The organism is Ruegeria sp. CDSA079, assembly GCF_059612245.1.
In genome coordinates this window covers 53,095-76,861 of record NZ_JBXWQF010000002.1, presented here as the reverse complement: position 1 = coordinate 76,861, position 23,767 = coordinate 53,095, and the positions used below count along the sequence as shown (strand labels likewise).

The window sequence follows — 23,767 nt, the reverse complement described above, 5'->3', positions numbered from 1 at the left end:
TTTTTAGTAATTGACGATCAAGCATCCGAGGAAGGGTGAAATAGAACTCATTTGCCAATTTGTGAATTCGTTGTAAGCTGGAGCTACTATTATAAAAAATGCCGGTGAACGACGCGGCGCGCTTTTAAAAAAACAACTTGAACCAGCGAGGATAGATGATGTCCCGAAGCCTGTTGAAGTACACGCGAGTTCTGGAAATTGTTGGGGACACGATCAAGGTTCGGGTGCCGGTTGAGAGTGACGGAAACCCTGCTGTTCGGTTCAACGACCTCGCCGTCATCGAGACCGTTGATGGCCGTATAACGCTGGCGCAGGCGATCTTCATCGACCGGGATGTTGTCACGCTTCAGGTGTTTTCCGGCACCAAGGGAATCTCGACCGAGGCGACAGCGACCTTTCTTGGCCACCCCATGCAAACACCGTATTCGGCCAATATTCTGGGGCGGGTCTTTGATGGCGCTGGGGTGCCGATAGACGGTGGCCCAGATCTGTCTTCCGAGCCGCGAATCGACATCGGTGGACCGACGGTAAACCCGGCTGAACGAGCAGTGCCCAACAAAATGATCCGCACCGATGTGCCGATGATCGACGTTTTCAACACGCTGGTTGAAAGCCAGAAGATCCCGATCTTTTCGGTTTCGGGCGAGCCATTCAACGCCTTCCTGAGCCGAATCGGTATTCAGGCGGACGCGGATATCGTGGTCTTTGGCGGGCTCGGGCTGATCTTTGATGATTATTACACGTTCCGAACTTCGTTTGAGGATGCGGGCGTGTTTTCGCGTTCTGTCATGTTCGTCAATCAGGCGATGGACCCTCTGGTTGAACGTTTGCTGGTGCCCGACATGGCCTTGGCCGTGGCCGAGAAGTTTGCGGTGGAAGAGGGTAAGCGTGTCCTGGTCCTGCTGACTGACATGACAGCATACGCCGACGCGATGAAAGAGGTGGGGATCAGCCAGGAAAGGGTGCCGTCGCAGCGCGGATATATGGGGGATCTCTATTCCCAGTTGGCGCGCCGATATGAAAAGGCATGTGACTATGCCAAGGGCGGATCGGTCACGGTTCTGACTGTGACAACAATGCCCGGCAATGACGTAACCCACCCCGTACCTGACAATACCGGCTATATCACTGAAGGGCAGATCTATCTGCACTCGGGTGTGATTGATCCCTTTGGCAGCCTGTCGCGCCTGAAGCAGAATGTGATCGGCAAGACCACGCGCGAAGATCACGGTCAGATCATGAACACGATGATCCGTTTCTACTCCGAAAGTCGCGACGCTGCGCAAAAACAGGCGATGGCGTTTGATCTGTCAGACTATGACCATCAGTTGTTGAAATTTGGCGCCTTATTCAGTGCGCGGTTCATGGACATCAACGTTTCGATCCCGCTGGAGGAGGCGCTGGATCTGGGCTGGAAAACGCTGGCCGAATGTTTCGCTCCGGAACAGTTGCTAATGAAACAGGCCTTGATCGACAAGTATTTCCCAAAGGATACCGATGGCGCGGTTGCAGCTGAATAAATCGTCACTGGCGCGCCAGCAGACACAGCTGAAAAGCTATGAGCGGTTTCTGCCGTCGCTGGACCTGAAGCGCCAGCAATTAATGGCGGAACGGGTGAAGGCGCGCGAGGATGTCAAACGTCTTCAGGATGAGGTGCAGGCCCTTGCGCAGCAGGTTGGCGAAAAGCTTCCGATGCTGGCCCAGCAGGGCATTGATCTGGATGGGCTGGTTGAGCTTAGGGATTACAAGGTCAAAGAGGTCAACGTAGTGGGCGTCAAGATGCCCGACCTGGACCGGATCGAAGTTGTCGTCCGTCCGTATTCCGTACTTGCCAAACCCCATTGGGTTGATACCGCCGCGCAGTTGCTGCACGACATGATCGAAGCGCGCCTGCGGGTCAAAATTGCCGAAGAACGTGTACGCATTTTCGACAAGGCAGTGGCCACGATTACGCAGCGGGTCAACCTATTCGAAAAGGTTCTGATCCCGCGCGCCAAAGCCAATATCAAAAAGATTCGCATCTATCTGAGCGACGAACAGATGCAGGCGGTGGTGCGGTCGAAGATTTCAAAGCGCAAACACGCGCAGGAGGCTTTGGCATGAGTGTGGCGCGTTTGAAAAAGATGTCTCTGGTAGGTCCGGCAACACATAAGGCGGACACGCTTGAGGCGTTACAGGACCTCGGCTGTATGCACGTTCTTCCGCTTGTTCCGCCACCGAATGAACCTGAAAAGATCAGCGAGCGTGGTGCAAGAGAAGCGTATAAAGCGTTGCGTTTCCTTGCAGAAGTTCCTGAACCACGGCGTCAGATTCAGCGAGACCCCGACTTTGACATGGACCGTTTCGTGCATGAAGTGACTGACCTCATGCAGCGCACTCGGGATACGATGGACCAACGGGACTTTCTGGCACACCGTATCGCTCAGGTGCGGCCGTGGGGCGATTTGGACTTCCCGCCAACAGATGTTTTGGCTGGTAATCGTCTGTGGTTCTATCAGCTTCCGTTGAAGCATCGTGAGGCTTTGTCAGAAGTCAAACTGCCCTGGGCCATATTGGAAGAGGACCACCGATTTCTTTACGCTGTGCTGATCTCGCCCGATGAACCTGACGACGATATTCTTCCGATCCCGCGCACGCATGTTGGCTCGTTGCCCATTCACGAGCTTGAAGCGCAGCTGGAAGAGGCTGAAATCGCGCTGGAGGCGCTCGAGGCTGAGCGTGTGGCGCAAACCCGCTATCTGACCCTTATGCGTCAGAACCTGTCCGTCGCCGAGAGCGCCGCCGAACTGGCCCATGCAAAGCAGAAAATACGCGACGCAGAAGCCATGTTTGCGTTGCAGGGGTGGGTGCCTGAGGATCGGATCGACGCAGTTCTGGACATGGCGCATTCCAAAGGGTCAGCTGCATTGATTGAAGAACCGGGCCCGGACGACACGCCTCCGACATTGTTGGAGCAGCCTGAGAAGCGCAGCGCTGCGGTCGATCTGGCGCTGTTTTATCAGGTGCCCGGATATCAGGATTGGGACCCCAGCGTCATCGTCTCGGCATCCTTCGCGATCTTCTTTGCCATGATTGTCGCGGATGCCGGATATGGCGCTGTCATCCTGCTGGGGATGCTGGCGTTTTGGAAACGGATGGATGGCACAGCTGGACTAAGGTCCTGGCGCCGCTTTGGTCTGATTATTTCGGGGGCTACGATTCTGTACGGCGTCATGGTTGGGAGCTATTTTGGGGCGTCCCCGTCTGCTGGCTCGATTTGGGCAAAGCTCAAGGTTTTGGATTTGAACAATTTCAGCGCAATGATGATGGTCTCGATTGTGGTTGGTGTCTTGCATCTGGTTCTGGCCAACGCGCTGGCGGCCCGTGCCGCGTGGGGGCAACGCAAGGCGATCGCCAATCTGGGTTGGATTGCTGCTCTGATCGGCGGGTTTGCCCTATGGCTCAGCTATATGAACGGCAAATCACCTGTGCCCGGCACATCTACTCTGATCGTTGGTGTTGTCGCGATTGTTTTGTTTTCCAGCGAAAGGATCATCCGAAAGCCGACAGATTGGATCTGGCGGCTGATCGAAGGATTTCAAAGCCTTGCCGGGGCGATGGGCGCCTTTGGCGACGTGCTAAGTTATATGCGCCTGTTCGCGCTGGGCCTTGCTTCGGCCTCACTGGCGATCACGTTCAACGATTTGGCCGTTTCCGTCATGCACGCGCTCAAAGGGCCGGGCATTCTGTTTGGGTTGCTGATCCTGATCATCGGTCACGTCTTGAATTTCGCCCTCGCCATGATGAGCGGCGTCGTCCACGGCTTACGTCTCAATTACATCGAATTCTTTAAATGGGGTCTGCCGGATGAAGGCATCGTCTTTCGTCCGTTTGCCCGCAAGGAGGTTCAGGAATGAATGAGCTTGTTCTCACACTGGGTTGGCTGGGCATCTACGCGCCAATGGCGTTGGGGGCTGCGTCAAGCGCCATAGGGTGCTCGATTGCCGGGATGGCCAGCATCGGGGCCATGACAGAAACCGAAGGTGGCTATGGCCGTTTTGTTGGTGTTTCAGCCTTTCCGTCAACGATGGTGATCTATGGAATTGTCATCATGTTCACCCTGAACCGTGACGTGACGCCGGAAAACGCAGGAGGTCTGTTTGGCATCGGCATTTTGTCTGGAATTGCCCTTATGTATTGCGGCATCTGGCAGGGCCGGGCTTGTGCCGCTGCGATCAACGCCACCAAGGAAAAGCCCGAGATATTTGGCCTCGCGCTTGCACCGGCAGCGATCATCGAAGGCTTTGGTGTTTTTGCCTTTGTGTTCGCTTTGGTCATTAGTGCGGGGATCAGCTGATGGCACAGAACGGAACGATTTCGCATGGCGTTGACGCCCTGATCGACAAGCTGCGCAATGATGGGGTAGCTGCCGGTCAGGCCGAAGCCGAGAAGCTGCGCGACGATGCCAAGGCCGAGGCTGCGCGCATTTTAGCGGATGCAAAGCGCGAAGCTGAAGAGTTCAAAAAGAAGGCGCGCACAGAATCCGACAACTATCGGTCTGCGGGTGAAGAAGCGTTGAACACCGCGATGCGGGATGCCGTGTTGACCATGAAGGCCGGCCTGACGGATCGCTTCAAGGAAGATGTTGAACGTCTTGTCACCAAAGAAATGTCCGATCCTGAGCTTCTCAAGCAAATGATACTTGAGGTTGTCGGCCGGGCCGGGGAAGGTGCCAACCTTGACGGCAAGGTTCAGGTCATTTTGCCCACCAAGGTCGCCACGCAGGAAGACATCAAGCAAAACGCTGATGACATTCAATCGGGCAAATTGACGAAGTACGTTCTTGGACTGACGGCGAAGATGCTTCGCGAGAATGTTGAACTGCACGTGGCAGACAACACTCAGGAAGGTATTCGCGTTCGGGCGGAAGATCAGGGAGTCGTGCTGGACCTGACCGACAAGGCTGTCGCTTCGTTGTTGATGGAGCATTTGCAACCCCGGTTCCGTGCGGTGCTGGAAGGGGTCATCCGCTGAGATGTCAGGGCAGGACGCCTATATCGCGTTGATGTGCAGTCTTCCGGGATCGGAACGGTTGTTCGTTGCCAAACAGCCGCCGCTGTCGCGTATCAGGCTCGAGCGTCGGTTGACGGCTCTGACAGCAAAAGATGCCGAGGTCTTGAATGTGCTGGAGCATACGCTGAGCTGGAGTGCCTATGACATGGATGTCACAGACGTTCAGGCGATCCAGCGCTGCAAACAGGCGTTGCAAAACATCCCGCAACCCACATTGCGCAAGCTTTTTATGGAACGCATGGAGCTACGCTCGGTAGTTGCAGCACTGCGCCTGAGAAAACGCGGAGACCCCGCGCCTTCAGGATCATTCGGCGTGGGACGATGGAGCCGCCATATTCCAGCCCACTGGGCCGATCCTACATTTGGGCTTGATACCCCGATGCCATGGTTGAAAGAGGCGCACCAATTGCTCGAAGACGGAGATCCGCTTGGTCTGGAACGTCTGCTTTTGTCGATCAGCCACAAGCAACTCAAGCGATATGCAGCTCGCCACATGTTCGATTTTGAGGCGGTCGCGATCTACGTCCTGATCTGGAACATTTTTGACCGCTGGGCGCAAAGCAGCGCCACGGAAGCGGCCAAGAGATTTGAGAAACTGGCGCAGCAGGCGATGGCCGATGTCGCCGATATCGATTTTGAGGGAGCAAGCGCATGACGGCCCCAACCTCAGCTAAGCAAACGTCGACCGCGCGTGTCGTCTCGGTTCAGGAAGGGCTTGTGAAGATACAGGCCAACCCGGACGTGACCGGTCAGCCCGGCCAATTGGTCAAAAACGAAGTTGTATTCATCCTGCCATCACGTCCCGGCCCCGGTGGGCGTCAGGAACGTCTGAAAGCCGAGGTGCTGCGTGTGCGTGGCGACACCGCGGACGTACAGGTCTATGAAAGCACCGACGGGGTGGCCGTTGGCGATCTGGTTGAGCAATCGGGTCAGTTGCTGTCGGTTGAGCTGGGGCCGGGACTTCTGGGGCAGGTGTTTGACGGGTTGCAGTCGCCTCTGCCCAAAGTGGCCGCCGAATTCGGCACCTTCCTGCCGCGCGGCGCAGATGTGGCACCGTTGGATGAGCTGGCAAAATGGTCCTTTACGCCCTCGGTCAAGGTTGGCGACACAGTAACTGCCGGGGACAGTATCGGGACAGTGCCCGAGGGCCACTTTAGCCACAAGATCATGCTGCCGTTCAATTGGTCCGGCTCTTACAAGGTCGTCTGGGTGCAAAAGGGTGCGGCCACGATCCATGACATTGTGGCCCGTCTGGAAGACGAAAACGGCGGCGAGCATACTTTGACACTTTCGCAGAAATGGCCGGTTCGGCGGCCATTGCCGGAAAACATCTTGAAACGCACCTTGTCAGAGCGCCTGTATCCGACCGAACCCGTTCTGACCTCGCAACGTCTGATCGACACATTCTTCCCGATCGCCCGCGGCGGAACCGCCTGTATTCCTGGGCCTTTCGGGGCAGGCAAGACCGTGCTGCAGAACCTGATCGCGCGGAATGCGAAAGTGGATATCGTGATCGTTGTGGCCTGCGGTGAGCGCGCGGGTGAGGTGGTTGAGACCATCGCGGAATTTCCGAAGATGACCGATCCAACCACGGGCGGCAGCCTGATGGACAGAACGATCATCATCTGTAACACGTCCTCCATGCCCGTTGCTGCGCGCGAAGCATCGATCTTCACCGGCATAACGTTGGGCGAATACTACCGTCAGATGGGCTATGACGTGCTGCTGATCGCGGACAGTACCAGCCGCTGGGCACAAGCCATGCGTGAAACCTCTGGCAAGCTCGAGGAGATCCCGGGTGAGGAAGGATTCCCCGCCTATCTGGAAAGCTCGATCAAAGGGTTGTACGAGCGCGCAGGGGCTTTGAAAACCAATGACGGTGATCTGGGCAGCCTGACGCTAATCGGAACGGTTTCACCTGCTGGCGGCAACTTTGACGAGCCGGTGACGCAATCCACACTGTCCACGGTCAAGTGCTTCCTCGGCCTGTCGTCCGAGCGCGCCTATAAGCGCTTTTATCCAGCCGTTGATCCGATGCTCAGCTGGTCTCGGTACACGGACCAGTTGTCTGACTGGTACGACAAGAATGCCGAACCAGGCTGGACAGACAAAGTGCGCGCCCTTCTCGCCCTGATCGAAAAGGGCGAACAGGTTGATCAGATGATGCAGGTCACGGGGGAAGAGGGCGTCACAATCGACGATTTTGTTACGCAGCAAAAGGCGCTGTTTGTCGATATGGTCTATCTGCAGCAGGACGCCTTCGACAAGGTTGATGCGACCGTACCGCTGGAGCGGCAGAAAATGACGTTCAAACTTGTCTATGGCGTCACACAATCCACGGCCGCCTTCTCGGACAAGGGCGAAGTGCGACAAGTGTTTACGCAGCTGACCGGATTGATGAAGAATTTCCACTATGCGGCGGAAAACACGCCGGAATACAAATCGATCTGGACGCAGATCGAAGATCTGTGTCGCGAAAAGTTCGAAATTTAGAGAAGTAAATGGTAGCCCGTAGGGGAATCGAACCCCTCTTTCCAGGTTGAAAACCTGGCGTCCTAACCGATAGACGAACGGGCCATATGGTACTGGCACAAGCACAAGTGGTAGCCCGTAGGGGAATCGAACCCCTCTTTCCAGGTTGAAAACCTGGCGTCCTAACCGATAGACGAACGGGCCACGCTGGCTTGTGGAGGGCCTTTTACGGTTTCACCGTGACCCCCGCAAGCGGAAAAATGCAGGGATGTGAAAGTTTTTTGGGCCACTGCCGCAGAGTGTCAATTGGCCTCTGCTGCATCCTCCAGCCTGAGTTGCACGGATTGACGTCCACCCCATGTGTTCACCTCAAGCCGACCCGCGAAATGGAAGCGCGCACCACCATGATTTGACAGCTTCTCACCCATCGGTCCATCAAAGGCACCAAAGGCAATTGCGTCCAGCCCACCACCCATGCCATCGGCGAGCGACAGCTTCAGATGCGTTTCCCCCACACGTTTGGCAAAGCGCACCTGCAGATCCGGCAAAGCATAGCGCGGGGCAGGGGCCGCAGCCCCGAATGGGCCTGCCTGTTCAACCTGTTCGATCAGATCAACCGTTGCCGCACCGGGCATGAGCGTGCCATCCAGTTTCAGGTCGGCCGGGCCACTCTGACCGGCCCCTTGTTTGGCCAGCAATTCGCTCAGACGTTCCATGGCAGGTTCAAGCTTGTCGCGCATCACCGTCAGACCTGCCGCCATTTTATGACCGCCGCCCTTAACCAACAGCCCTTCGGTGGCGAGGCGCTGGATTGAAGCCCCCAGATCAACGCCCGAAACCGATCGTCCGGAACCTTTGCCTTCTTCGCCGTCAAAGCCGATCACGATGGCCGGACGGTTGGCGGTTTCCTTCAGGCGCGAGGCCACAATCCCCACCACGCCGGGGTGCCAGCCTTCACCTGCTGCCCACACCAATGGCGCGTCCATACCGCGGTCCTCGGCCTGTTCCATCGCAGCGGCGCGAACCGCGTTTTCAATGTCACGACGTTCCGTGTTCAAAGCATCCAGACGTTCGGACAAGGCCTGTGCTTCGTGCAGGGACTCGGTGCTCAGCAATCGCGCACCCAAATCGGCCTGACCGATCCGCCCACCTGCGTTTACGCGGGGGCCAAGCAGGAAACCAAGGTGGTAGCTGTTCGGCGCCGTATCCATGCGTGAGACATCGGACAGGGCCACAAGACCGGGGCGCTGCCGCTGCGCCATCACCTTCAAGCCTTGCCGAACCAGAGCGCGATTGGCGTCGATCAGAGGTGCAACATCGGCCACAGTGGCCAACGCCACCAGATCCAGCATGGACATCAGATCCGGCCCTTTTGTGCCTGCTTCGCGCAATTGGCGTCCGGCTTCGACCAGCATCAGAAACACAACGCCCGCCGCACACAGATAGCCCAGATCACCGCTTTCATCCTGACGGTTGGGGTTCACGACAGCGACGCAATCCGGCAGCGTCTCGCCGCCAAGGTGATGATCCAGCACGATTACGTCGGCCCCTTTGGCCGCTGCGATCGGATCATGGCTGAGCGTCCCGCAATCGACGCATATGATCAGGTCATGCGCCGCCGCAAGGTCCCGCATGGCGGGCACATTGGGGCCGTACCCCTCGTCTATCCGGTCGGGCACATACAGCGTCGCCTGCAGGCCCATCTGCCGCAGCCAGACCAGCAGCAACGCGGCAGAGCTGCCGCCGTCGACATCGTAATCCGCAAACACGGCGATCTTCTGGCCATGTCGAACAGCTGCCAGAAAGCGTGCCGCCGCAGCCTCCATGTCTTTCATCGCACGAGGGTCAGGCAGCAATTCCTTGAGCTTGGGGTCCAGAAAGCTGCGTGCCTCCATAACCGGCACGCCGCGCCGGGCCAGAACCTGACACACCGCGCGTGGCAGGTCGGTCTGTTGTGCCATCATCTCAGAGGCGCGCTCTACCTCGGCGGTGGGACCAACCCAACGCCGCCCTGTCAACGATTGCTCAACCCCAAGAAAACTCATGTCCCGCCTCTTATGCGCCAAGGCCGGACCCTTGCGGATCCGGCCTCTTCATCTTTTCAGAAATACTCTCGCCGAAGGCAATGGCGCAAGCCGTTACGCCTCGTCGTGTGGCCATGTGGGTGTGCGATAGGACATGCGGCGCACCGACCCGGTTTTCGACCGCATCAGCAGCGTCGTGGTTTCCACCCAACCCGGTTCGCGTTTGATGCGCGGCAGCAACGAACCGCCAGTCACACCCGTTGCGGCAAAAATGACATCCGCAGTCACCATCTCATCGCGCGCATACACACGGTCCAGATCGGTGATGCCTGCCTTGGCGGCCCGACCACGTTCGTCATCGTTGCGGAACACCAGACGACCAAAGATCTGACCGCCCATACACTTCAGGGCTGCGGCAGCCAGAACACCTTCGGGTGCGCCACCCTGACCCATATACATGTCGATGCCGGTCACTTCACTTTCGGCACAATGCATGACGCCAGCCACGTCACCATCGGTGATCAGGCGGATCGAGGCACCGGTTTCGCGTACCTCGGCAATCATCGCTTCGTGGCGGGGGCGCTCCAGAATGCAAACGGTGATGTCGGCCGGTTTGCAGTCCTTGGCCTTTGCCAGAGCTTCCACCCGTTCTCGCGGGGACATGTCCAGGTCGACCACGCCCTCGGGCAAACCCGGACCAACAGCCAGCTTGTCCATATAAACGTCCGGCGCGTGTAGCATCGATCCACGAGGGCCCATTGCGATCACGGTCAGCGCGTTGGGCATATCCTTGGCAGTCAGCGTGGTGCCTTCCAGCGGGTCCAGCGCGATGTCCACACCGGGGCCGCTTCCGGTGCCGACCTCTTCACCGATATACAGCATCGGTGCTTCATCGCGTTCACCTTCACCGATCACCACAACACCGGCAATGTCCAGCAGGTTCAGCTGTTCGCGCATGGCGTTTACGGCTGCCTGATCGGCGGCTTTCTCATCGCCACGCCCAACAAGCGAGGCCGAGGCCAGTGCAGCCTGTTCCGCCACCCTTGCAAGCCCCAGAGACAGCAGGCGGTCGTTAAAATCGGTTCTGGCAGCACTCATTGTTCAGTATCCCTTGATCAGTAAAGCCGGTTCTACCGGCATAGCTTGCGTTTCATGCAGGCCGCAAGATCAAACCTCTTCAATCCGCAAAGCAACAGGCTCACCTGCCACCACATCCGTGTTTCGGCACCCGTCCAGTGCAACGTCCAGTGCGGCGCGGGTGGTTTTGTGAGTGACGATCAGTACAGGCGCTGTGCTTTCAGCATGGGCATACTGGCGCATCCTGTCGATCGAAACACCGGCATCGCCCAAAATGGCAGCCACCTTGGCCAGTGCACCTGGCTTGTCCAACAGGCCCAGCCGTAAATAATAGGGCGCAGGCAGTCCGGTGACGGCCGGTTTGGCGGCCTCGAGCGAGGTGGCAGGCCGGCCAAAGGTCGGGATTTGCAGTCCACGCGCCAGATCGCAAACGTCGCCCATCACGGCGCTGGCTGTTGGACCTTCGCCTGCTCCGGGACCACGCAACACGACCTGTTCGACCGAGTCGCCTTCGATCACCACCATATTGGTGCCACCTTCCAACTGACCTAGCGGCGAGTCGCTGGGTACGAGGCAAGGTTGCATACGTTGCTCAAGTCCGCGCGCGGTGCGCTGCGCGACACCCAGCAGTTTGATGCGAAAGCCCATGTCCTCGGCCTGATCGATATCGTCGAGGCTGATTTGCTGAATACCTTCAATCTCGATGCCGTTGAAATTCGGTTTGGTGCCAAAGGCGATTGAGGCCAGCAATGCCAGTTTATGCGCCGCGTCGATACCGCCCACGTCCAGATTGGGGTCGGCTTCCAGGTACCCAAGTTCGGCGCACTCATCGAACAGGGCATTATATCCCTGACGCTGCGATTGCATCCGTGTCAGGATGTAGTTGCAGGTGCCGTTCATCACGCCCATGACGCGGGTGATCTCGTTTCCGGCCAGACCTTCGGTGAGGGATTTGATCACCGGGATGCCGCCAGCAACTGCAGCCTCAAAGCGGATGACACGACCCGCGGCCTCGGCCTGTTCTGCCAACTCCTGACCGTGGATGGCCAACAATGCCTTGTTGGCAGTGACAACATCCTTGCCCGAGGCCAAGGCCGCCTCGACCGAAGCTTTGGCAGGGCCGTTTTCGCCACCCATCAACTCGACATAAACATCGATATCGTCGCGTTTCGCCAACGTGACTGGATCGGTTTCCCAGGCATAACCCGACAGGTTTACACCGCGATCTTTGTTGGGATCTCGTGCAGACACTGCCACGATCTCAATCGAACGGCCTGTGCGCGCTTTCAGCAAGTCGGCATGGCGGCGGACAATCTTGACGACACCGACGCCGACTGTTCCCAAGCCCGCAATTCCCAGCCGCAGTGCCTGTGTCATGTCGTGTGTCCCTTTCCGCCGGAATCTAACTGAATTCGGACGTTTGTCCGATCAGCGCTGCCTTATCGGGTTCGGACCAAGGGTGCAATCCGTCACCGGGCAATTGTAGGGGGGAAATACCGCGCTTTAGTTGGTGGGTGCGTTTTGCAGCGCTTCTGCCTTTTGCGCCAATGTTTCGCTGCGCTGTGTCAGGTCTTCTTCAACCGCTGCAGCCTCGCTGACCGGATCAATGGCAGGCCCTAGTGTTTCTTGCAATGGAACAAGGCGCGGGTAGGGGGCTTTTTTGACCGAGACCGCTTCGCTGCCTTCCAACTCGGGGAAATCTGCGCATCCGGCGCAAAGAAGAACAAACGGCAGTAATGGCAGCAGTTTCATTGGGTGCGCTTTTTCTGGTGTTACGTTCCCCATTGTGATGCACGTTTTGGCACCGTCGATCAAGCGGGGTTCTATCTGAACGATTGTTCATATATTGTGGGTGCATGGCACGAACTCAAGGCTCTCATTCCGACATAACCGGCCCACGCATTCGCAAGGCCGCACTGAACCTGTTTGCGCGTCACGGCTATGCGGCTGTTTCTATGCGGCAAATCGCAAAAGAAGTCGGCGTGCAGGCCGGGGCGTTGTACAACTACACACCTGACAAGCAACACTTGTTGTTCCGGTTGATGCGGGAACATATGCAAGAACTGCTTTCGGCATTTGTAGACTTGCAGCAAGGCCAAGACGCACAAGAAGCACTGCGCCAGTTCGTGGGGTTCCATATCCGGTTCCACCTGCAACGCCCCGATGAAGTCTTTATCGCGTATATGGAGTTGCGAAACCTTACGCCTGAGAACTTTGCTGAAATTGAAGACCTTCGCCGACAGTACGAAAACGCACTGGAAAACATCCTTCACACCGGACAACAGGCCGGTCAGTTTGCGATACCGGATACCAAGATTGCAACGCTTGCCGTGATTGCCATGTTGAACGGTGTGATGACCTGGTACCGATCCGGTGGCCGACTGTCGCTGGATGAGGTCGAACAGATCTATTGGAGCATGGTGCACAAAGCGGTGACGGCCTAACAAGGTCAGACCGCCATTATGCTAGTGCGCGGGGCGAATGAACGTCCCGTTTCGCAGTTCCCGAAACGCCTGTTCCAGTTCGGTCCGGGTGTTCATCACGATGGGACCATGCCATGCGACTGGCTCATCGATTGGAGCGCCAGAGATCAACAGGAACCGAACACCTTCCGGGCCTGCCTGAACCGTGATTTCATCCCCGGTGCCAAAACGAACAAGGGTTCTGTCGCCGGACATGTCGCGGATGTTGACCTCTTGCCCTGCGACCTCTTTCTCCAAGAGCACTCCTGCCGGCTGCGATGCGTCGGCAAAGGCGGCCTGGCCCTGAAACACATAGGCGAAAGCCCGGCGATAGGTGTCGATCCGAAACGTCTTTTTCACACCTGCCGGGACAGAGATGTCCAGGTATTGCGGGTCTGCCGCGATACCATCTACAGGCCCGGTTTTGCCCCAGAATTCTCCGACAATCACCCGCACGGTCGTGCCGTCGTCATCGGTGATTTCGGGAATGTCCTTGCTTTGAACATCCTGATACCGAGGGGTGGTCATCTTCTGGTCTGAAGGCAGGTTGCCCCACAGTTGGAATCCGTGCATCTGGCCCGAGGCGTTTCCGCGCGGCATTTCCTGATGCAAAATACCTGAGCCCGCCGTCATCCATTGCACATCGCCAGCACCTAAGGTGCCAGTGTTGCCCAATGAATCGGAATGCTCGACCGATCCAGCCAGAACATAGGTGATCGTTTCGATCCCCCGATGCGGATGCCAGGGAAACCCGGCCTGATAGTCCTGCGGCTGATCGTTTCGAAAATCGTCGAACAGCAGGAAAGGATCCAGTTCCGATGGATCCTGAAACCCGAATGCACGATGCAGCTTTACTCCGGCCCCTTCCATCGTGGGAATAGCCTTGCGCGTTTCCAATGTAGGTCTGAGAGACATGGTAACCTCCGGTTCGTTTGAGCAGCATTTAAGTTCTGCGCTCATGCAGTCAATTTGCGAAAATAAACCAAACCTGTGCGAATTTGCGGCGCACGCAAACCTCTGTTGTTTCCCGTTCAAAGTAGCTAAGTCGAGTGGGATGAAACAGGAGGCTTCCATGCAGGACGAAGTGCTGGCAACGATTCAGGCATCCACGCCCAGACGTTGGGCCGGGGTAGGGATGCTGACGACGGTCGGGGTCTTGGTGACTTACGTCGCCGTGGTATCGCCACCCGAACCGGTGTGGCAAATCTTCCTGTTTGCAATCGGCGGAGCGTCGCTTTGGCTGGCATATTCAGTCTGGCGCGCAACCGAAGACTGCATAGAACTGACTCAGACCGAGATACGTTCGGGGTCCGGTGAAGTCATTGCAAAAGTGGAAAACATCGAGGCCGTGGATCGGGGTGTCTTCGCATTCAAACCGTCAAATGGTTTTCTGGTTCGTATGCGCCACAAAATGCCGAACCGTTGGGCGCCCGGTCTGTGGTGGCGCGTGGGCCGCAGGGTTGGCGTGGGCGGCATGACAGCTGCCGCCGAAGCCAAGTTTATGTCGGAAGCTTTAAGCGTTCTTATCGCAGACGAAAGGTGTCTTCGCTAGGTTACAAGCGACTTCGTTGGTAAAGCGGGGGCGGGTAAAAATGAAGTTTTCAAAAGTGATACCCGTCGCAAAATCCCAACCCGGTTTGAATGTTGGAATGTATTCGTTGGAAGTCTCAACTAAAATTACCGTGTCCTGATTAGTCATCGGAGGCAGGCGGTTTTCGATACCCTGGATGCTATTGTCGTTCCATTCCTTATCAAAGCCGCGCACGGTTGACCAACGCACATAATGGCGGTCATCGTCTGCGTCGTAAACGATCAGCGAAACCCGCATCTTTATTTCAGACCGGTTGTTGATCATCTTCCCTGCCAAGTCGTGCAGCGAGTCAAAGTACACATCTGTCACAGCCTGCGTTTCGCGCGAGATCAGATCACTGACCGTGTAGGCTGCTTTCAGGTTGGACGCACTTTGACGAAATCCTTCAAAAGCCGTGAAGGTGAACGTGATTGTCCAAAGCATCAGCGGGAAAATCATGAGTGCTTCTACCGTCAGAATCCCACTTTCGTCGTTCTTGAAGGCTTTGACGCGGCTTTTCAGGTTTTTGAGTACAGACATGATCTTAAATCGGCTCCTGTACGAATGCTGTTGTCGCGGTTACCGCGTAGTGGCCGGACCCGTCAGGGACAACTTTTGCAATGGCCGACGTCTCAAGAACTGGATCAATGCGAAGGCAGGCCCGCAAAATCATTAGTTCATTGGATTGGCCACTTTTGAAATCCAAGACAGGCTTGGGATCTTCGGAACTGTCCGTGCAGGGGACATCATCTGAAAGAACGATGCCTGCAAATGCGTCCTGTTGGACCATCTGCAGCCGCAGGTTGCCTGAACAGTCCTTGATACCGGAAACATTACAAATCCGGTTCTTGATCTCATCATGATTCCAGTTGGTGCCTGTACCCAGTCGAATGTCCCGTACGACCAAATCTACACCACGTTCAAGGGCAGCGTGCTGCATTGTAATGATCGACAGCTCGGTTCCTGCCACAAGAAGAGCTAGGAAGCCCGGAACGAGCATGACAAACTCGATCGTTGCATTTCCTGTCTCGGATCGCCGGAAGGGGCCGAGCTTTGACAGCATTTTCCGGATCATTGGGTCAGTCTCAATTTGTGGATGGATGAGGCAATTGATTCGAATGCTTTTTCAAGATTTAGACCGCTAACGTCATAGACGTGGCTATCCGAACTGGCACAGTCTTGGAGCGTTCTGAAGCCAGCACGCGGTGCTTCAAATGCGATTCCATAGACAATGATACCTTCGTCTTTCGCTGCGCCACACACGTGTTTTGTGTGTTGGTTCTTTGCCGAAGTTTCTACCTTGGAGTAAGCTTTGGAATACCATTCCGCCCAACCGCTGGATTGCCAGTAGTAATTGTATCTGGCGTTCCAGGCCAATGAGGTACGGTTAAACAGTTCGGGATAGGTCAAGCGAACCGCCGTCCCGGTTTCCTCGTTCAAAGGTGTCTCAGGCTCGGGGTTTCCGAAGGGGTGATCCGCCCACACGTTTTGCTGGGGCCAGAAAAAGTTCGGACGGCCTTGAGAATGGTAAACGGTATATTCGCCTGCTTCGGAATTGTACCAAACGTCCGACATACCTTCGCGCAACGAGGGATTGAGCATATATTGGTCTGTGTTCTGCCCGTCGGTCATGACAATGATAATTTTCAAGACGTCCGAATTATAGTCTGTCGGGCGCACCGAAAACTTGCTTGGAACGATCGTTGACGGTGCATATGCCGGGTCTTGTTCTGTCGATAGTTGCTGTACAATTGACCGAGTACTGGGGTCCAAAAGGGCAGTTCCCCACTTCACTCCGATATCGATTGATGTGTTCCCGCCCGGCGTGAGCGATGCAATTTGCCCAAGGAGCTTATTCATATTGTCCGTCACAGGTGTGATTGCGCTGCCTGCGCGAACTGGGCAAACGGGCAGGTCAATTGAACCTTCAGAATAGGTGAAGGGATCGAAATGAGCCGTGCGTTCCAACGTATCACCTACGTGCAAGTCAGCATCGCTGTACTGCTCCGGAATAAAGTTTACGCAATGCGAATAGCTATGCTCCTGCGTTACGTTAGTAAACTTGTCCAGAATTGGAGCACCAGCATTTACCTGAGTTGCATATGGGACGATCGAGATTGAAATTTGACCTTCCCCTGGTTTGTCTAACATCAGACGGACAAATTCCGAGGCGGCCTCGCGCAGCACAGCGATCTTGGTTTTCGAAGGCGTGGCCGAAACGCGAGACATGGACCCAGAAATATCGAGAACTAGCGAAATTTCCACCGCGCCGATCGATTCTTCAGCCGCACTATTCGCTTGCATCGCCAATTCTGTAACCTTGCCAAACCGTAGGTAACGCGTTGGCATGACAGCATCGGCCGTTGCCGTTACGCTTCTGGAGCCAAAACCTTCTGTAACCGTGGTAACGGCTTCAAGATTGCCCAGCCCGGCCTTGTCCATGTACGCATCGACAACCTCTTTGGCTGGAAGTTTCTGGTCAAGGTCGGCGGCCGCCAGCACAGCACGGTCCAGGGTGGACTGAAGGCTTGCACGGTCGCGTTCATATTTCATGACATCCATTGACATGCCGGTGATCGCAAGCATCAAGACTACCATGAACAGCACGAAAATAGTAAACGTGCCGTCTTCTTCTTTGGCAAACTTACGAATATAAGTAGGCTGAAGCTTCGGCTTCAAACCATTCTTCTGAGTTGAAAATGTGTTCATTGTGATGACTCCGCCCCGCGTTTATTTCATGCGGTCAAGAAAAGAACTTTGCGTTAACACTAGCCTTCAATCGTGGCGCGAATTAGGCAGAAAAGGCTTGGTTTTGGCCTTTTTGCGCACGTTTCAGCTATAAAGACGGCCGCCACGCGCCATCTGTCAATGAATTGAAAACAATCCGTTAAGGTTTGAGAAAGAGTGGGCGACTCATCCTCAGCCGATCAGAACTTTATGACGGAAATGATGAAAAAAAGTGCATTGTTTGATTGCAGCCTGTTCTAACTGGTGCGACAAAACGACATGACGTCGCGTCTGATACCTAATCGGAGGATTGTATGACCAGCATCAAAGAACCCAGCTTTCGTGAAAGCGTTGATCTGATGTTTAACAGGGCGGCGTCCCTAATGGACCTGCCGCCGGGATTGGAGCAAAAGATCCGGGTTTGCAACGCGACCTATACCGTTCGGTTCGGTGTACGCTTACGCGGTGAAATTCACACATTCACGGGGTATCGTTCCGTGCATTCCGAGCATATGGAGCCTGTCAAAGGCGGCATTCGTTACGCAACAGCGGTGAACCAGGACGAAGTTGAGGCGCTGGCCGCTCTGATGACGTATAAATGCGCTCTGGTTGAAACGCCTTTTGGCGGATCGAAAGGCGGATTGTGCATCGACCCACGCAAATACGAAGAATATGAGATGGAGCAGATCACCCGGCGCTTTGCCTATGAGTTGGCCAAGCGTGACCTGATCAACCCGTCCCAGAACGTCCCGGCCCCGGATATGGGAACGGGCGAGCGTGAGATGGCATGGATGGCCGACCAATACGCACGGATGAATACGACTGATATCAACGCGCGCGCCTGTGTGACCGGGAAACCTTTGAACGCGGGCGGCATTGCTGGTCGGGTTGAGGCGACGGGACGCGGCATTCAATACGCGCTGCGCGAGTTTTTCCGTCATCCCGAAGATGTCCAGAAAGCCGGTCTGTCGGGCAAACTGGACGGCAAACGCGTCGTCGTGCAGGGATTGGGCAACGTGGGATATCACGCGGCCAAGTTCCTAAGTGAGCAGGACGGTTCAATCATTGTTGGTATCATCGAATGGGACGGCGCGCTTTATAACCCCGAAGGTATCGACGTCGAAGCCGTTCGGCAGTGGATCGTCAAACATGGCGGCGTCAAGGATTATCCCGATGCAACGCATTCGGCCGAAGGTGCAAGCGTGCTGGAATCGGATTGCGACATCCTGATCCCGGCTGCTTTGGAGGGGGTGATCAACCTGTCCAATGCCGAACGGATCAAAGCCCCATTGATCATCGAAGCAGCCAATGGGCCGGTGACGGCGGGTGCGGATGAAATTCTGCGTAAGAAAGGCACGGTGATCATACCGGACATGTATGCCAACGCAGGTGGTGTGACCGTTTCTTACTTCGAGTGGGTCAAGAACCTCAGCCATATTCGCTTTGGCCGGATGCAGCGCCGTCAGGAAGAAGCCCGGCATGAGTTGATCGTCAGCGAACTGGAGAGGCTGGACCGCTATTTGGGTGATGCCTGGACCATGTCGCCCGACTTTAAGTCGCAATATCTGAAGGGGGCCGATGAGCTGGAGCTGGTTCGGTCCGGTCTGGATGACACCATGCGCATTGCATACCAGTCGATGCGCGAGGTCTGGCACAGCCGCGATGATGTCGAGGATCTGCGGACGGCGGCCTATATCGTGGCCATCGACCGCGTTGCGAAAAGCTATCGCGCCAAAGGGCTCTGATCTTAAATTGAGTGGGGCAGGTCGGCTGCCCCGCTCTGACGCTGCCGTGATGTCAAGTGTCGAAATGGATGATGGCAGCCCAAAGTTCTGACGGGTAAACTGTGCCGAAAGAAACGAATCCGGGAGAACCCCATGTTGCGTATCGCCATCGTCGCGGCCTTGCTTGCCACACCTTCACTGGCTCAGGACAGCGCCGAGCAAAGCTGTAAATATCAGGCCGATGTGGTGGCCGCGATCCAGAAGGCGCGGTTGGACAAGGTCAAAGAGCGCGACGTCGCGCAGGCGATTACGGACAATTCGCCAACGTGGCCGGAAAACTATAACGCGGCCATTCCGCTGATTGCGCCTTGGGTCTATGAACAAAAGATGCGCGATGTGCGCAAGAAGGACCTGGGCGCGGCGTGGTTGGAGCTGTGTCTGCAGCAATAATCCACAACCAAGCCAATTCTCTGTGGATAAGCCCGCGCCGTCCCCTTGGCGCGGGTTGTCATTTCTGGCAGGTTTGATCCATGTCTTTGCCCCCCGGATTTCTGGATGAGTTGCGCACCCGGCTAAGCCTGTCTCAGGTCGTTGGGCGCAAAGTCATGTGGGATCAGCGCAAGTCAAATCAGGGCAAGGGCGATATGTGGGCCCCATGCCCGTTTCACCATGAAAAGACAGCTTCGTTCCACGTGGACGATCAAAAGGGGTTTTATTACTGCTTCGGTTGTCATGCGAAAGGTGACGCCATCAGCTTTGTGAAAGAGACCGAGAATGTCTCGTTCATAGAAGCGGTTGAGATTTTGGCGCGTGAAGCTGGAATGCCCATGCCCGCCCGTGATCCCAAAGCGCAAGAAAAGCAGGACCGCCGGTCGCAATTGGCCGATGTGATGGAGCAGGCGGCGCAATTCTTCCGCCTGCAACTCAAGACCGGGGCGGGGGCATCTGCACGTGATTATCTGATAAGCCGTGGTCTGGATGCACAAGCACTGGATCGGTGGGAGATTGGCTTTGCCCCGGATGGTTGGCAGGCCTTGTGGGATCATCTGCGCGGCAAGAATGTGGCCGATGATCTGATCCTTGGGGCAGGGCTGGTCAAGCCCTCGAACAAGGGAAAGAAGCCGTATGACACCTTCCGCAACCGCATCATGTTTCCTATTCGCGATCCGCGCGGGCGTTGCATCGCGTTTGGTGGGCGGGCTATGGACCCAAATGACAACGCCAAATACCTGAACTCGCCCGAGACCGAATTGTTCGACAAAGGGCGCAGCCTGTACAACCATGGACCCGCGCGGCAGGCGGCAGGGAAAGGGCAGCCGCTGATCGTGGCCGAAGGGTATATGGACGTGATCGCGCTGGCCGAGGCGGGCTTTGGCGCGTCGGTTGCCCCCTTGGGCACCGCGATCACCGAGCATCAGCTGCAATTGCTCTGGCGCGTTTCCAATGAGCCGGTCATTGCGCTGGATGGCGACACGGCAGGTTTACGCGCTGCGATGCGGGCGGTCGATTTGGCCTTGCCGTTGCTCGAAGCGGGAAAATCCCTGCGCTTTGCGCTGATGCCCGAAGGCAAAGATCCTGATGATCTGTTGCGGGCAGAGGGGCCGGGCGCTGTTCAGACTGTACTGGAAGGTGCCATTCCGATGGTCAAACTGCTTTGGCAGCGGGAGACTGAGGGAAAGATCTTTGACAGCCCAGAGCGCAAGGCGGCGCTGGACAAATCCCTTCGGGACAAGATTAAGCTGATCCGCGACCCGTCGATCCGCTCGCATTATGGGCAAGAGATCAAGGATTTGCGCTGGCAGCTTTTCCGTCCCCAACGCCAGCCGCAGAACCGACAGTGGCAACCGCGTGGGAAATGGAAGCCGCCCCAATCGGCAACGCCGGGTGCGCGTTCATCTTTCCTGGCCTCGTCCGAGACGGCTGATATCCAACTGCGCGAGGCAGCCATTCTGGCCATCGCCATCCTCAACCCAAAAGTTGTCGTGCAGTTCGAGCACCAGCTTGAGGATATGGAGTGTCACGATCCAGATCACGCAGCGTTGCGCGACGTTGTCCTGCGTCATGCGATCGATGACCCGGACCACCTGAAAGACCATATTATGGAGTCTTTAGGCCCCCAGCCCCTTGAAAACCTGCTGGCCCTTCGCCATGTCGCAGTGATCCCCTGCGTGTACAAACCGGGCGACGTTGAAAAGGCCGAGATGACGCTGGCCGAGGAACTCGCAAAGATCAAAGCGCTCCAGGGGTTGGATGCCGAGATTGCCGAAGCGGCAGAGGAATTGTCTGATCTGGCCGATGAGGCGCTGACATATCGGTTGGCGCAAGCCGCCGAAGAGCGCAACCGCACAAGCCGCAGCCAGAACGAGGACAGAGCCGTGTTCGACATTGCCGACAATGGCGCGCGAATCAACCGCGACGAGAAAGACGCGTTCAAGGCAATCATGTCCGGCATCAATTTTGAACGGAAACGTCGGTAAAATGGTGTTTTCGTAAGGCACTGGAAAAGAAAAACGGGTAAACGGGTGGCCGAATCACTTCAACGCGCTAATGATTCGGTTCAAACGAATCACCCATCCCTGCAGGAGCATTGAATGGCCGCCAAGGATACAAACGAAGACCGCAAATCCGACGAGCAGGAACAGGAAATCTCGCTGGACATGAGCCAGGCCAACGTCAAGAAGATGATCGCCGAGGCCCGCGAGAAAGGTTACATCACCTACGACCAGCTCAATCAGGTTCTGCCGCCTGATCAGGTCAGCTCGGAACAGATCGAAGACGTCATGTCGATGCTGTCCGAGATGGGCATCAACATTATCGAAGATGAAGAAGCCGAAGAGGAAGAGAACAAAAGCTCGACCGAACTGACCACTACCGATAGCAACCGCGAGGTTGTGTTGGCCGGGGCCGCCACCGAAAAGCTGGACCGCACTGATGATCCCGTCCGCATGTATCTGCGTGAGATGGGGTCTGTTGAACTGCTGAGCCGCGAGGGCGAGATTGCCATCGCCAAGCGGATCGAGGCCGGTCGCAACACCATGATTGCCGGTCTGTGCGAAAGCCCACTGACCTTCCAGGCGATCACCATCTGGCATGACGAATTGCTGTCCGAAGACATTCTTCTACGGGATGTCATTGATCTGGAAACCACGTTCGGCAACCAGCTGGACGAAGATGGCGATGTTGAAGAACCGGTGGTTGATACGTCGACGGTGCAGGCGGCGAAGTCGGCCAAAGACACCGGCCCAGAGCTGGATGCGGATGGCAACCCGCTGAACAACGATGATGACGACGACGATGATGATCAGGCCAACATGTCTCTGGCCGCGATGGAAGCGGCGCTGAAAGATCAGGTTCTGACTACTTTGGAACGTATCTCGACCGACTTCTCGATGTTGTCAGAGATGCAGGACAGCCGGATTTCGGCTACGTTGAACGAAGACGGCACGTTCAGCGCAAAGGACGAAGAGACCTATCAGAAACTGCGTGCCGAGATTGTCGAACTGGTGAACGGTTTGCATCTGCACAACAACCGGATCGAAGCGCTGATTGACCAGCTTTATGGCATCAACCGCCGGATTATGTCGCTGGACAGTTCGATGGTGAAACTGGCCGACCAGGCCCGTATCAACCGCCGCGAATTCATCGACGCTTATCGCGGGCGCGAGCTGGACCCGAACTGGATGTCGGATATGGCTGAAAAGCCGGGCCGCGGCTGGCAAATGTTCATCGAACGTTCAACTGCCAAGGTCGAAGAACTGCGCAACGATATGGCGCAAGTCGGTCAGTATGTTGGTCTCGATATCTCTGAATTCCGCCGCATTGTGCAGCAGGTTCAGAAGGGCGAGAAAGAGGCACGGCAGGCCAAGAAGGAAATGGTCGAAGCCAACCTGCGCCTGGTGATTTCGATCGCCAAAAAGTACACGAACCGTGGTCTGCAATTCCTTGATCTTATTCAGGAAGGTAACATTGGCCTGATGAAGGCCGTGGACAAGTTCGAATACCGCCGCGGCTACAAGTTCTCGACCTATGCGACCTGGTGGATCCGTCAGGCGATCACGCGCTCGATCGCGGATCAGGCCCGCACGATCCGTATTCCGGTGCACATGATCGAAACGATCAACAAGCTGGTCCGGACCGGCCGTCAGATGCTGCACGAAATCGGTCGCGAACCCACGCCGGAAGAACTGGCCGAAAAGCTGCAAATGCCGCTCGAGAAGGTTCGCAAGGTGATGAAGATCGCCAAGGAACCGATCTCGCTGGAAACCCCGATTGGCGACGAAGAAGACAGCCAACTGGGCGATTTCATCGAGGACAAGAATGCCGTGCTGCCACTGGACAGCGCCATTCAGGAAAACCTGAAGGAAACCACCACACGGGTTCTGGCCTCGCTCACGCCGCGTGAGGAGCGGGTTCTGCGGATGCGTTTCGGCATCGGTATGAACACTGACCACACTCTGGAAGAGGTTGGCCAGCAGTTCAGCGTAACCCGCGAACGGATCCGTCAGATCGAGGCGAAGGCGCTGCGCAAGTTGAAGCATCCCAGCCGGTCACGAAAACTGCGGTCTTTCCTGGATCAGTAAGTCGAAAGGCGCCTCACCCGAGGCGCCTTTTTTTGTTCGGTCATCACGATGGCCTGTTCTCTCATCACATTGGCGGGAA

At 56.3% G+C, this 23,767-nt stretch carries 21 protein-coding genes and 2 tRNA genes; 13 read left to right on the top strand and 10 right to left on the bottom strand.

Annotation, left to right across the window (positions count from 1 at the left end; translation table 11 throughout):
* The first annotated feature begins 158 nt into the window (after positions 1-158).
* The 7 genes from AC2FJZ_RS02480 to AC2FJZ_RS02450 are packed head-to-tail and all read left to right on the top strand — an operon-like array spanning position 159 to position 7,545.
* Positions 159-1,520: a V-type ATP synthase subunit B gene (locus AC2FJZ_RS02480; protein ID WP_496775955.1), complete on the top strand. Its 1,362-nt coding sequence runs from the start codon at positions 159-161 to the stop codon at positions 1,518-1,520.
* Entirely contained in the window at positions 1,498-2,103 is a 606-nt protein-coding gene (locus tag AC2FJZ_RS02475) for a V-type ATP synthase subunit D (protein WP_496667911.1), read from the top strand. The genes AC2FJZ_RS02480 and AC2FJZ_RS02475 overlap by 23 nt, the downstream gene beginning before the upstream one ends.
* On the top strand, positions 2,100-3,896 hold the full coding sequence (locus tag AC2FJZ_RS02470) for a V-type ATP synthase subunit I (protein WP_496775954.1): 1,797 nt from the start codon (positions 2,100-2,102) through the stop codon (positions 3,894-3,896). Before AC2FJZ_RS02475 ends, AC2FJZ_RS02470 begins: the two co-directional genes overlap by 4 nt.
* Positions 3,893-4,336 carry an ATP synthase subunit C gene (locus AC2FJZ_RS02465; RefSeq protein ID WP_050602715.1) on the top strand — a complete coding sequence of 148 codons (444 nt, stop codon included), beginning with the start codon at positions 3,893-3,895 and terminating at the stop codon, positions 4,334-4,336. Before AC2FJZ_RS02470 ends, AC2FJZ_RS02465 begins: the two co-directional genes overlap by 4 nt.
* Entirely contained in the window at positions 4,336-5,013 is a 678-nt protein-coding gene (locus tag AC2FJZ_RS02460; protein ID WP_496667913.1) for a hypothetical protein, read from the top strand. Before AC2FJZ_RS02465 ends, AC2FJZ_RS02460 begins: the two co-directional genes overlap by 1 nt.
* A 1-nt stretch (position 5,014) precedes the next feature.
* Positions 5,015-5,707 carry a hypothetical protein gene (locus AC2FJZ_RS02455; protein WP_496775953.1) on the top strand — a complete coding sequence of 231 codons (693 nt, stop codon included), beginning with the start codon at positions 5,015-5,017 and terminating at the stop codon, positions 5,705-5,707.
* Positions 5,704-7,545, top strand: a complete 1,842-nt coding sequence (locus tag AC2FJZ_RS02450) for a V-type ATP synthase subunit A (RefSeq protein WP_496775952.1) — start codon at positions 5,704-5,706, stop codon at positions 7,543-7,545. Before AC2FJZ_RS02455 ends, AC2FJZ_RS02450 begins: the two co-directional genes overlap by 4 nt.
* 9 nt (positions 7,546-7,554) lie before the next feature.
* Here AC2FJZ_RS02450 and AC2FJZ_RS02445 read toward each other — a convergent pair.
* The 6 genes from AC2FJZ_RS02445 to AC2FJZ_RS02420 form a co-directional block, all read right to left on the bottom strand.
* Positions 7,555-7,629 (bottom strand) — tRNA-Glu (locus AC2FJZ_RS02445).
* A gap of 24 nt (positions 7,630-7,653) precedes the next feature.
* Positions 7,654-7,728, bottom strand: a tRNA-Glu gene (locus AC2FJZ_RS02440).
* 98 nt (positions 7,729-7,826) lie between these two features.
* The gene (recJ, locus tag AC2FJZ_RS02435) at positions 7,827-9,569 is read right to left on the bottom strand and encodes a single-stranded-DNA-specific exonuclease RecJ (protein WP_496775951.1); all 1,743 of its coding nucleotides are present in this window, start codon (positions 9,567-9,569) and stop codon (positions 7,827-7,829) included.
* A gap of 93 nt (positions 9,570-9,662) precedes the next feature.
* Positions 9,663-10,646, bottom strand: a complete 984-nt coding sequence (glpX, locus tag AC2FJZ_RS02430) for a class II fructose-bisphosphatase (RefSeq protein ID WP_050602710.1) — start codon at positions 10,644-10,646, stop codon at positions 9,663-9,665.
* A gap of 69 nt (positions 10,647-10,715) precedes the next feature.
* On the bottom strand, positions 10,716-12,002 hold the full coding sequence (locus tag AC2FJZ_RS02425) for a homoserine dehydrogenase (protein ID WP_496667917.1): 1,287 nt from the start codon (positions 12,000-12,002) through the stop codon (positions 10,716-10,718).
* A gap of 126 nt (positions 12,003-12,128) precedes the next feature.
* Positions 12,129-12,377, bottom strand: coding sequence for a hypothetical protein (locus AC2FJZ_RS02420; RefSeq protein WP_496775950.1), 249 nt, complete (start codon positions 12,375-12,377; stop codon positions 12,129-12,131).
* Between the two features lie 104 nt (positions 12,378-12,481).
* On the opposite strand from AC2FJZ_RS02420, the gene AC2FJZ_RS02415 reads away from it, so the two are divergent.
* Positions 12,482-13,069, top strand: a complete 588-nt coding sequence (locus AC2FJZ_RS02415; protein ID WP_496775949.1) for a TetR/AcrR family transcriptional regulator — start codon at positions 12,482-12,484, stop codon at positions 13,067-13,069.
* 21 nt (positions 13,070-13,090) lie between these two features.
* On the opposite strand, the gene AC2FJZ_RS02410 is transcribed toward AC2FJZ_RS02415, so the two are convergent.
* A complete protein-coding gene (locus tag AC2FJZ_RS02410; protein ID WP_496775948.1) occupies positions 13,091-14,002 on the bottom strand; it encodes a pirin family protein in 912 nt (303 codons plus the stop codon).
* A 157-nt stretch (positions 14,003-14,159) separates the two neighbouring features.
* Here AC2FJZ_RS02410 and AC2FJZ_RS02405 point away from each other — a divergent pair, with 157 nt between their 5' ends.
* Positions 14,160-14,639 carry a hypothetical protein gene (locus tag AC2FJZ_RS02405; protein ID WP_496667922.1) on the top strand — a complete coding sequence of 160 codons (480 nt, stop codon included), beginning with the start codon at positions 14,160-14,162 and terminating at the stop codon, positions 14,637-14,639.
* Here the strand turns inward: AC2FJZ_RS02405 and AC2FJZ_RS02400 are convergent.
* The 3 genes from AC2FJZ_RS02400 to AC2FJZ_RS02390 form a co-directional block, all read right to left on the bottom strand.
* Positions 14,601-15,116 carry a TadE/TadG family type IV pilus assembly protein gene (locus AC2FJZ_RS02400; RefSeq protein WP_496667923.1) on the bottom strand — a complete coding sequence of 172 codons (516 nt, stop codon included), beginning with the start codon at positions 15,114-15,116 and terminating at the stop codon, positions 14,601-14,603. The two genes, AC2FJZ_RS02405 and AC2FJZ_RS02400, sit on opposite strands and share 39 nt — an antisense overlap.
* Before the next feature lie 85 nt (positions 15,117-15,201).
* Positions 15,202-15,732 carry a TadE/TadG family type IV pilus assembly protein gene (locus tag AC2FJZ_RS02395; RefSeq protein WP_496667924.1) on the bottom strand — a complete coding sequence of 177 codons (531 nt, stop codon included), beginning with the start codon at positions 15,730-15,732 and terminating at the stop codon, positions 15,202-15,204.
* Positions 15,729-17,366, bottom strand: coding sequence for a Tad domain-containing protein (locus AC2FJZ_RS02390; RefSeq protein ID WP_496667925.1), 1,638 nt, complete (start codon positions 17,364-17,366; stop codon positions 15,729-15,731). The genes AC2FJZ_RS02395 and AC2FJZ_RS02390 overlap by 4 nt, the downstream gene beginning before the upstream one ends.
* A gap of 332 nt (positions 17,367-17,698) precedes the next feature.
* On the opposite strand from AC2FJZ_RS02390, the gene AC2FJZ_RS02385 reads away from it, so the two are divergent.
* From AC2FJZ_RS02385 to rpoD, 4 genes are all read left to right on the top strand, one after another.
* The gene (locus AC2FJZ_RS02385; RefSeq protein WP_496667926.1) at positions 17,699-19,129 is read left to right on the top strand and encodes a Glu/Leu/Phe/Val family dehydrogenase; all 1,431 of its coding nucleotides are present in this window, start codon (positions 17,699-17,701) and stop codon (positions 19,127-19,129) included.
* 132 nt (positions 19,130-19,261) lie between these two features.
* Entirely contained in the window at positions 19,262-19,558 is a 297-nt protein-coding gene (locus tag AC2FJZ_RS02380; RefSeq protein WP_050602700.1) for a hypothetical protein, read from the top strand.
* Positions 19,559-19,638: 80 nt separating this feature from the next.
* Positions 19,639-21,585 (top strand): DNA primase, encoded by a 1,947-nt coding sequence (gene dnaG / locus AC2FJZ_RS02375; RefSeq protein WP_496775947.1) that lies wholly within the window; start codon positions 19,639-19,641, stop codon positions 21,583-21,585.
* 114 nt (positions 21,586-21,699) lie between these two features.
* Positions 21,700-23,688 carry an RNA polymerase sigma factor RpoD gene (gene rpoD / locus AC2FJZ_RS02370; RefSeq protein ID WP_496775946.1) on the top strand — a complete coding sequence of 663 codons (1,989 nt, stop codon included), beginning with the start codon at positions 21,700-21,702 and terminating at the stop codon, positions 23,686-23,688.
* Positions 23,689-23,767 lie beyond the last annotated feature (79 nt).

Coding starts and splice junctions, on each gene's coding strand:
- AC2FJZ_RS02465 (WP_050602715.1), top strand. CDS start 3,893: ATGAATGAGCTTGTTCTCACACTGGGTTGGCTGGGCATCTACGCGCCA.
- AC2FJZ_RS02425 (WP_496667917.1), bottom strand. CDS start 12,002: ATGACACAGGCACTGCGGCTGGGAATTGCGGGCTTGGGAACAGTCGGC.
- AC2FJZ_RS02400 (WP_496667923.1), bottom strand. CDS start 15,116: ATGATTTTCCCGCTGATGCTTTGGACAATCACGTTCACCTTCACGGCT.
- glpX (WP_050602710.1), bottom strand. CDS start 10,646: ATGAGTGCTGCCAGAACCGATTTTAACGACCGCCTGCTGTCTCTGGGG.
- AC2FJZ_RS02455 (WP_496775953.1), top strand. CDS start 5,015: ATGTCAGGGCAGGACGCCTATATCGCGTTGATGTGCAGTCTTCCGGGA.
- AC2FJZ_RS02410 (WP_496775948.1), bottom strand. CDS start 14,002: ATGTCTCTCAGACCTACATTGGAAACGCGCAAGGCTATTCCCACGATG.
- dnaG (WP_496775947.1), top strand. CDS start 19,639: ATGTCTTTGCCCCCCGGATTTCTGGATGAGTTGCGCACCCGGCTAAGC.
- AC2FJZ_RS02460 (WP_496667913.1), top strand. CDS start 4,336: ATGGCACAGAACGGAACGATTTCGCATGGCGTTGACGCCCTGATCGAC.
- recJ (WP_496775951.1), bottom strand. CDS start 9,569: ATGAGTTTTCTTGGGGTTGAGCAATCGTTGACAGGGCGGCGTTGGGTT.
- AC2FJZ_RS02395 (WP_496667924.1), bottom strand. CDS start 15,732: ATGATCCGGAAAATGCTGTCAAAGCTCGGCCCCTTCCGGCGATCCGAG.
- rpoD (WP_496775946.1), top strand. CDS start 21,700: ATGGCCGCCAAGGATACAAACGAAGACCGCAAATCCGACGAGCAGGAA.
- AC2FJZ_RS02475 (WP_496667911.1), top strand. CDS start 1,498: ATGGCGCGGTTGCAGCTGAATAAATCGTCACTGGCGCGCCAGCAGACA.
- AC2FJZ_RS02470 (WP_496775954.1), top strand. CDS start 2,100: ATGAGTGTGGCGCGTTTGAAAAAGATGTCTCTGGTAGGTCCGGCAACA.
- AC2FJZ_RS02420 (WP_496775950.1), bottom strand. CDS start 12,377: ATGAAACTGCTGCCATTACTGCCGTTTGTTCTTCTTTGCGCCGGATGC.
- AC2FJZ_RS02385 (WP_496667926.1), top strand. CDS start 17,699: ATGACCAGCATCAAAGAACCCAGCTTTCGTGAAAGCGTTGATCTGATG.
- AC2FJZ_RS02405 (WP_496667922.1), top strand. CDS start 14,160: ATGCAGGACGAAGTGCTGGCAACGATTCAGGCATCCACGCCCAGACGT.
- AC2FJZ_RS02390 (WP_496667925.1), bottom strand. CDS start 17,366: ATGAACACATTTTCAACTCAGAAGAATGGTTTGAAGCCGAAGCTTCAG.
- AC2FJZ_RS02415 (WP_496775949.1), top strand. CDS start 12,482: ATGGCACGAACTCAAGGCTCTCATTCCGACATAACCGGCCCACGCATT.
- AC2FJZ_RS02380 (WP_050602700.1), top strand. CDS start 19,262: ATGTTGCGTATCGCCATCGTCGCGGCCTTGCTTGCCACACCTTCACTG.
- AC2FJZ_RS02450 (WP_496775952.1), top strand. CDS start 5,704: ATGACGGCCCCAACCTCAGCTAAGCAAACGTCGACCGCGCGTGTCGTC.
- AC2FJZ_RS02480 (WP_496775955.1), top strand. CDS start 159: ATGTCCCGAAGCCTGTTGAAGTACACGCGAGTTCTGGAAATTGTTGGG.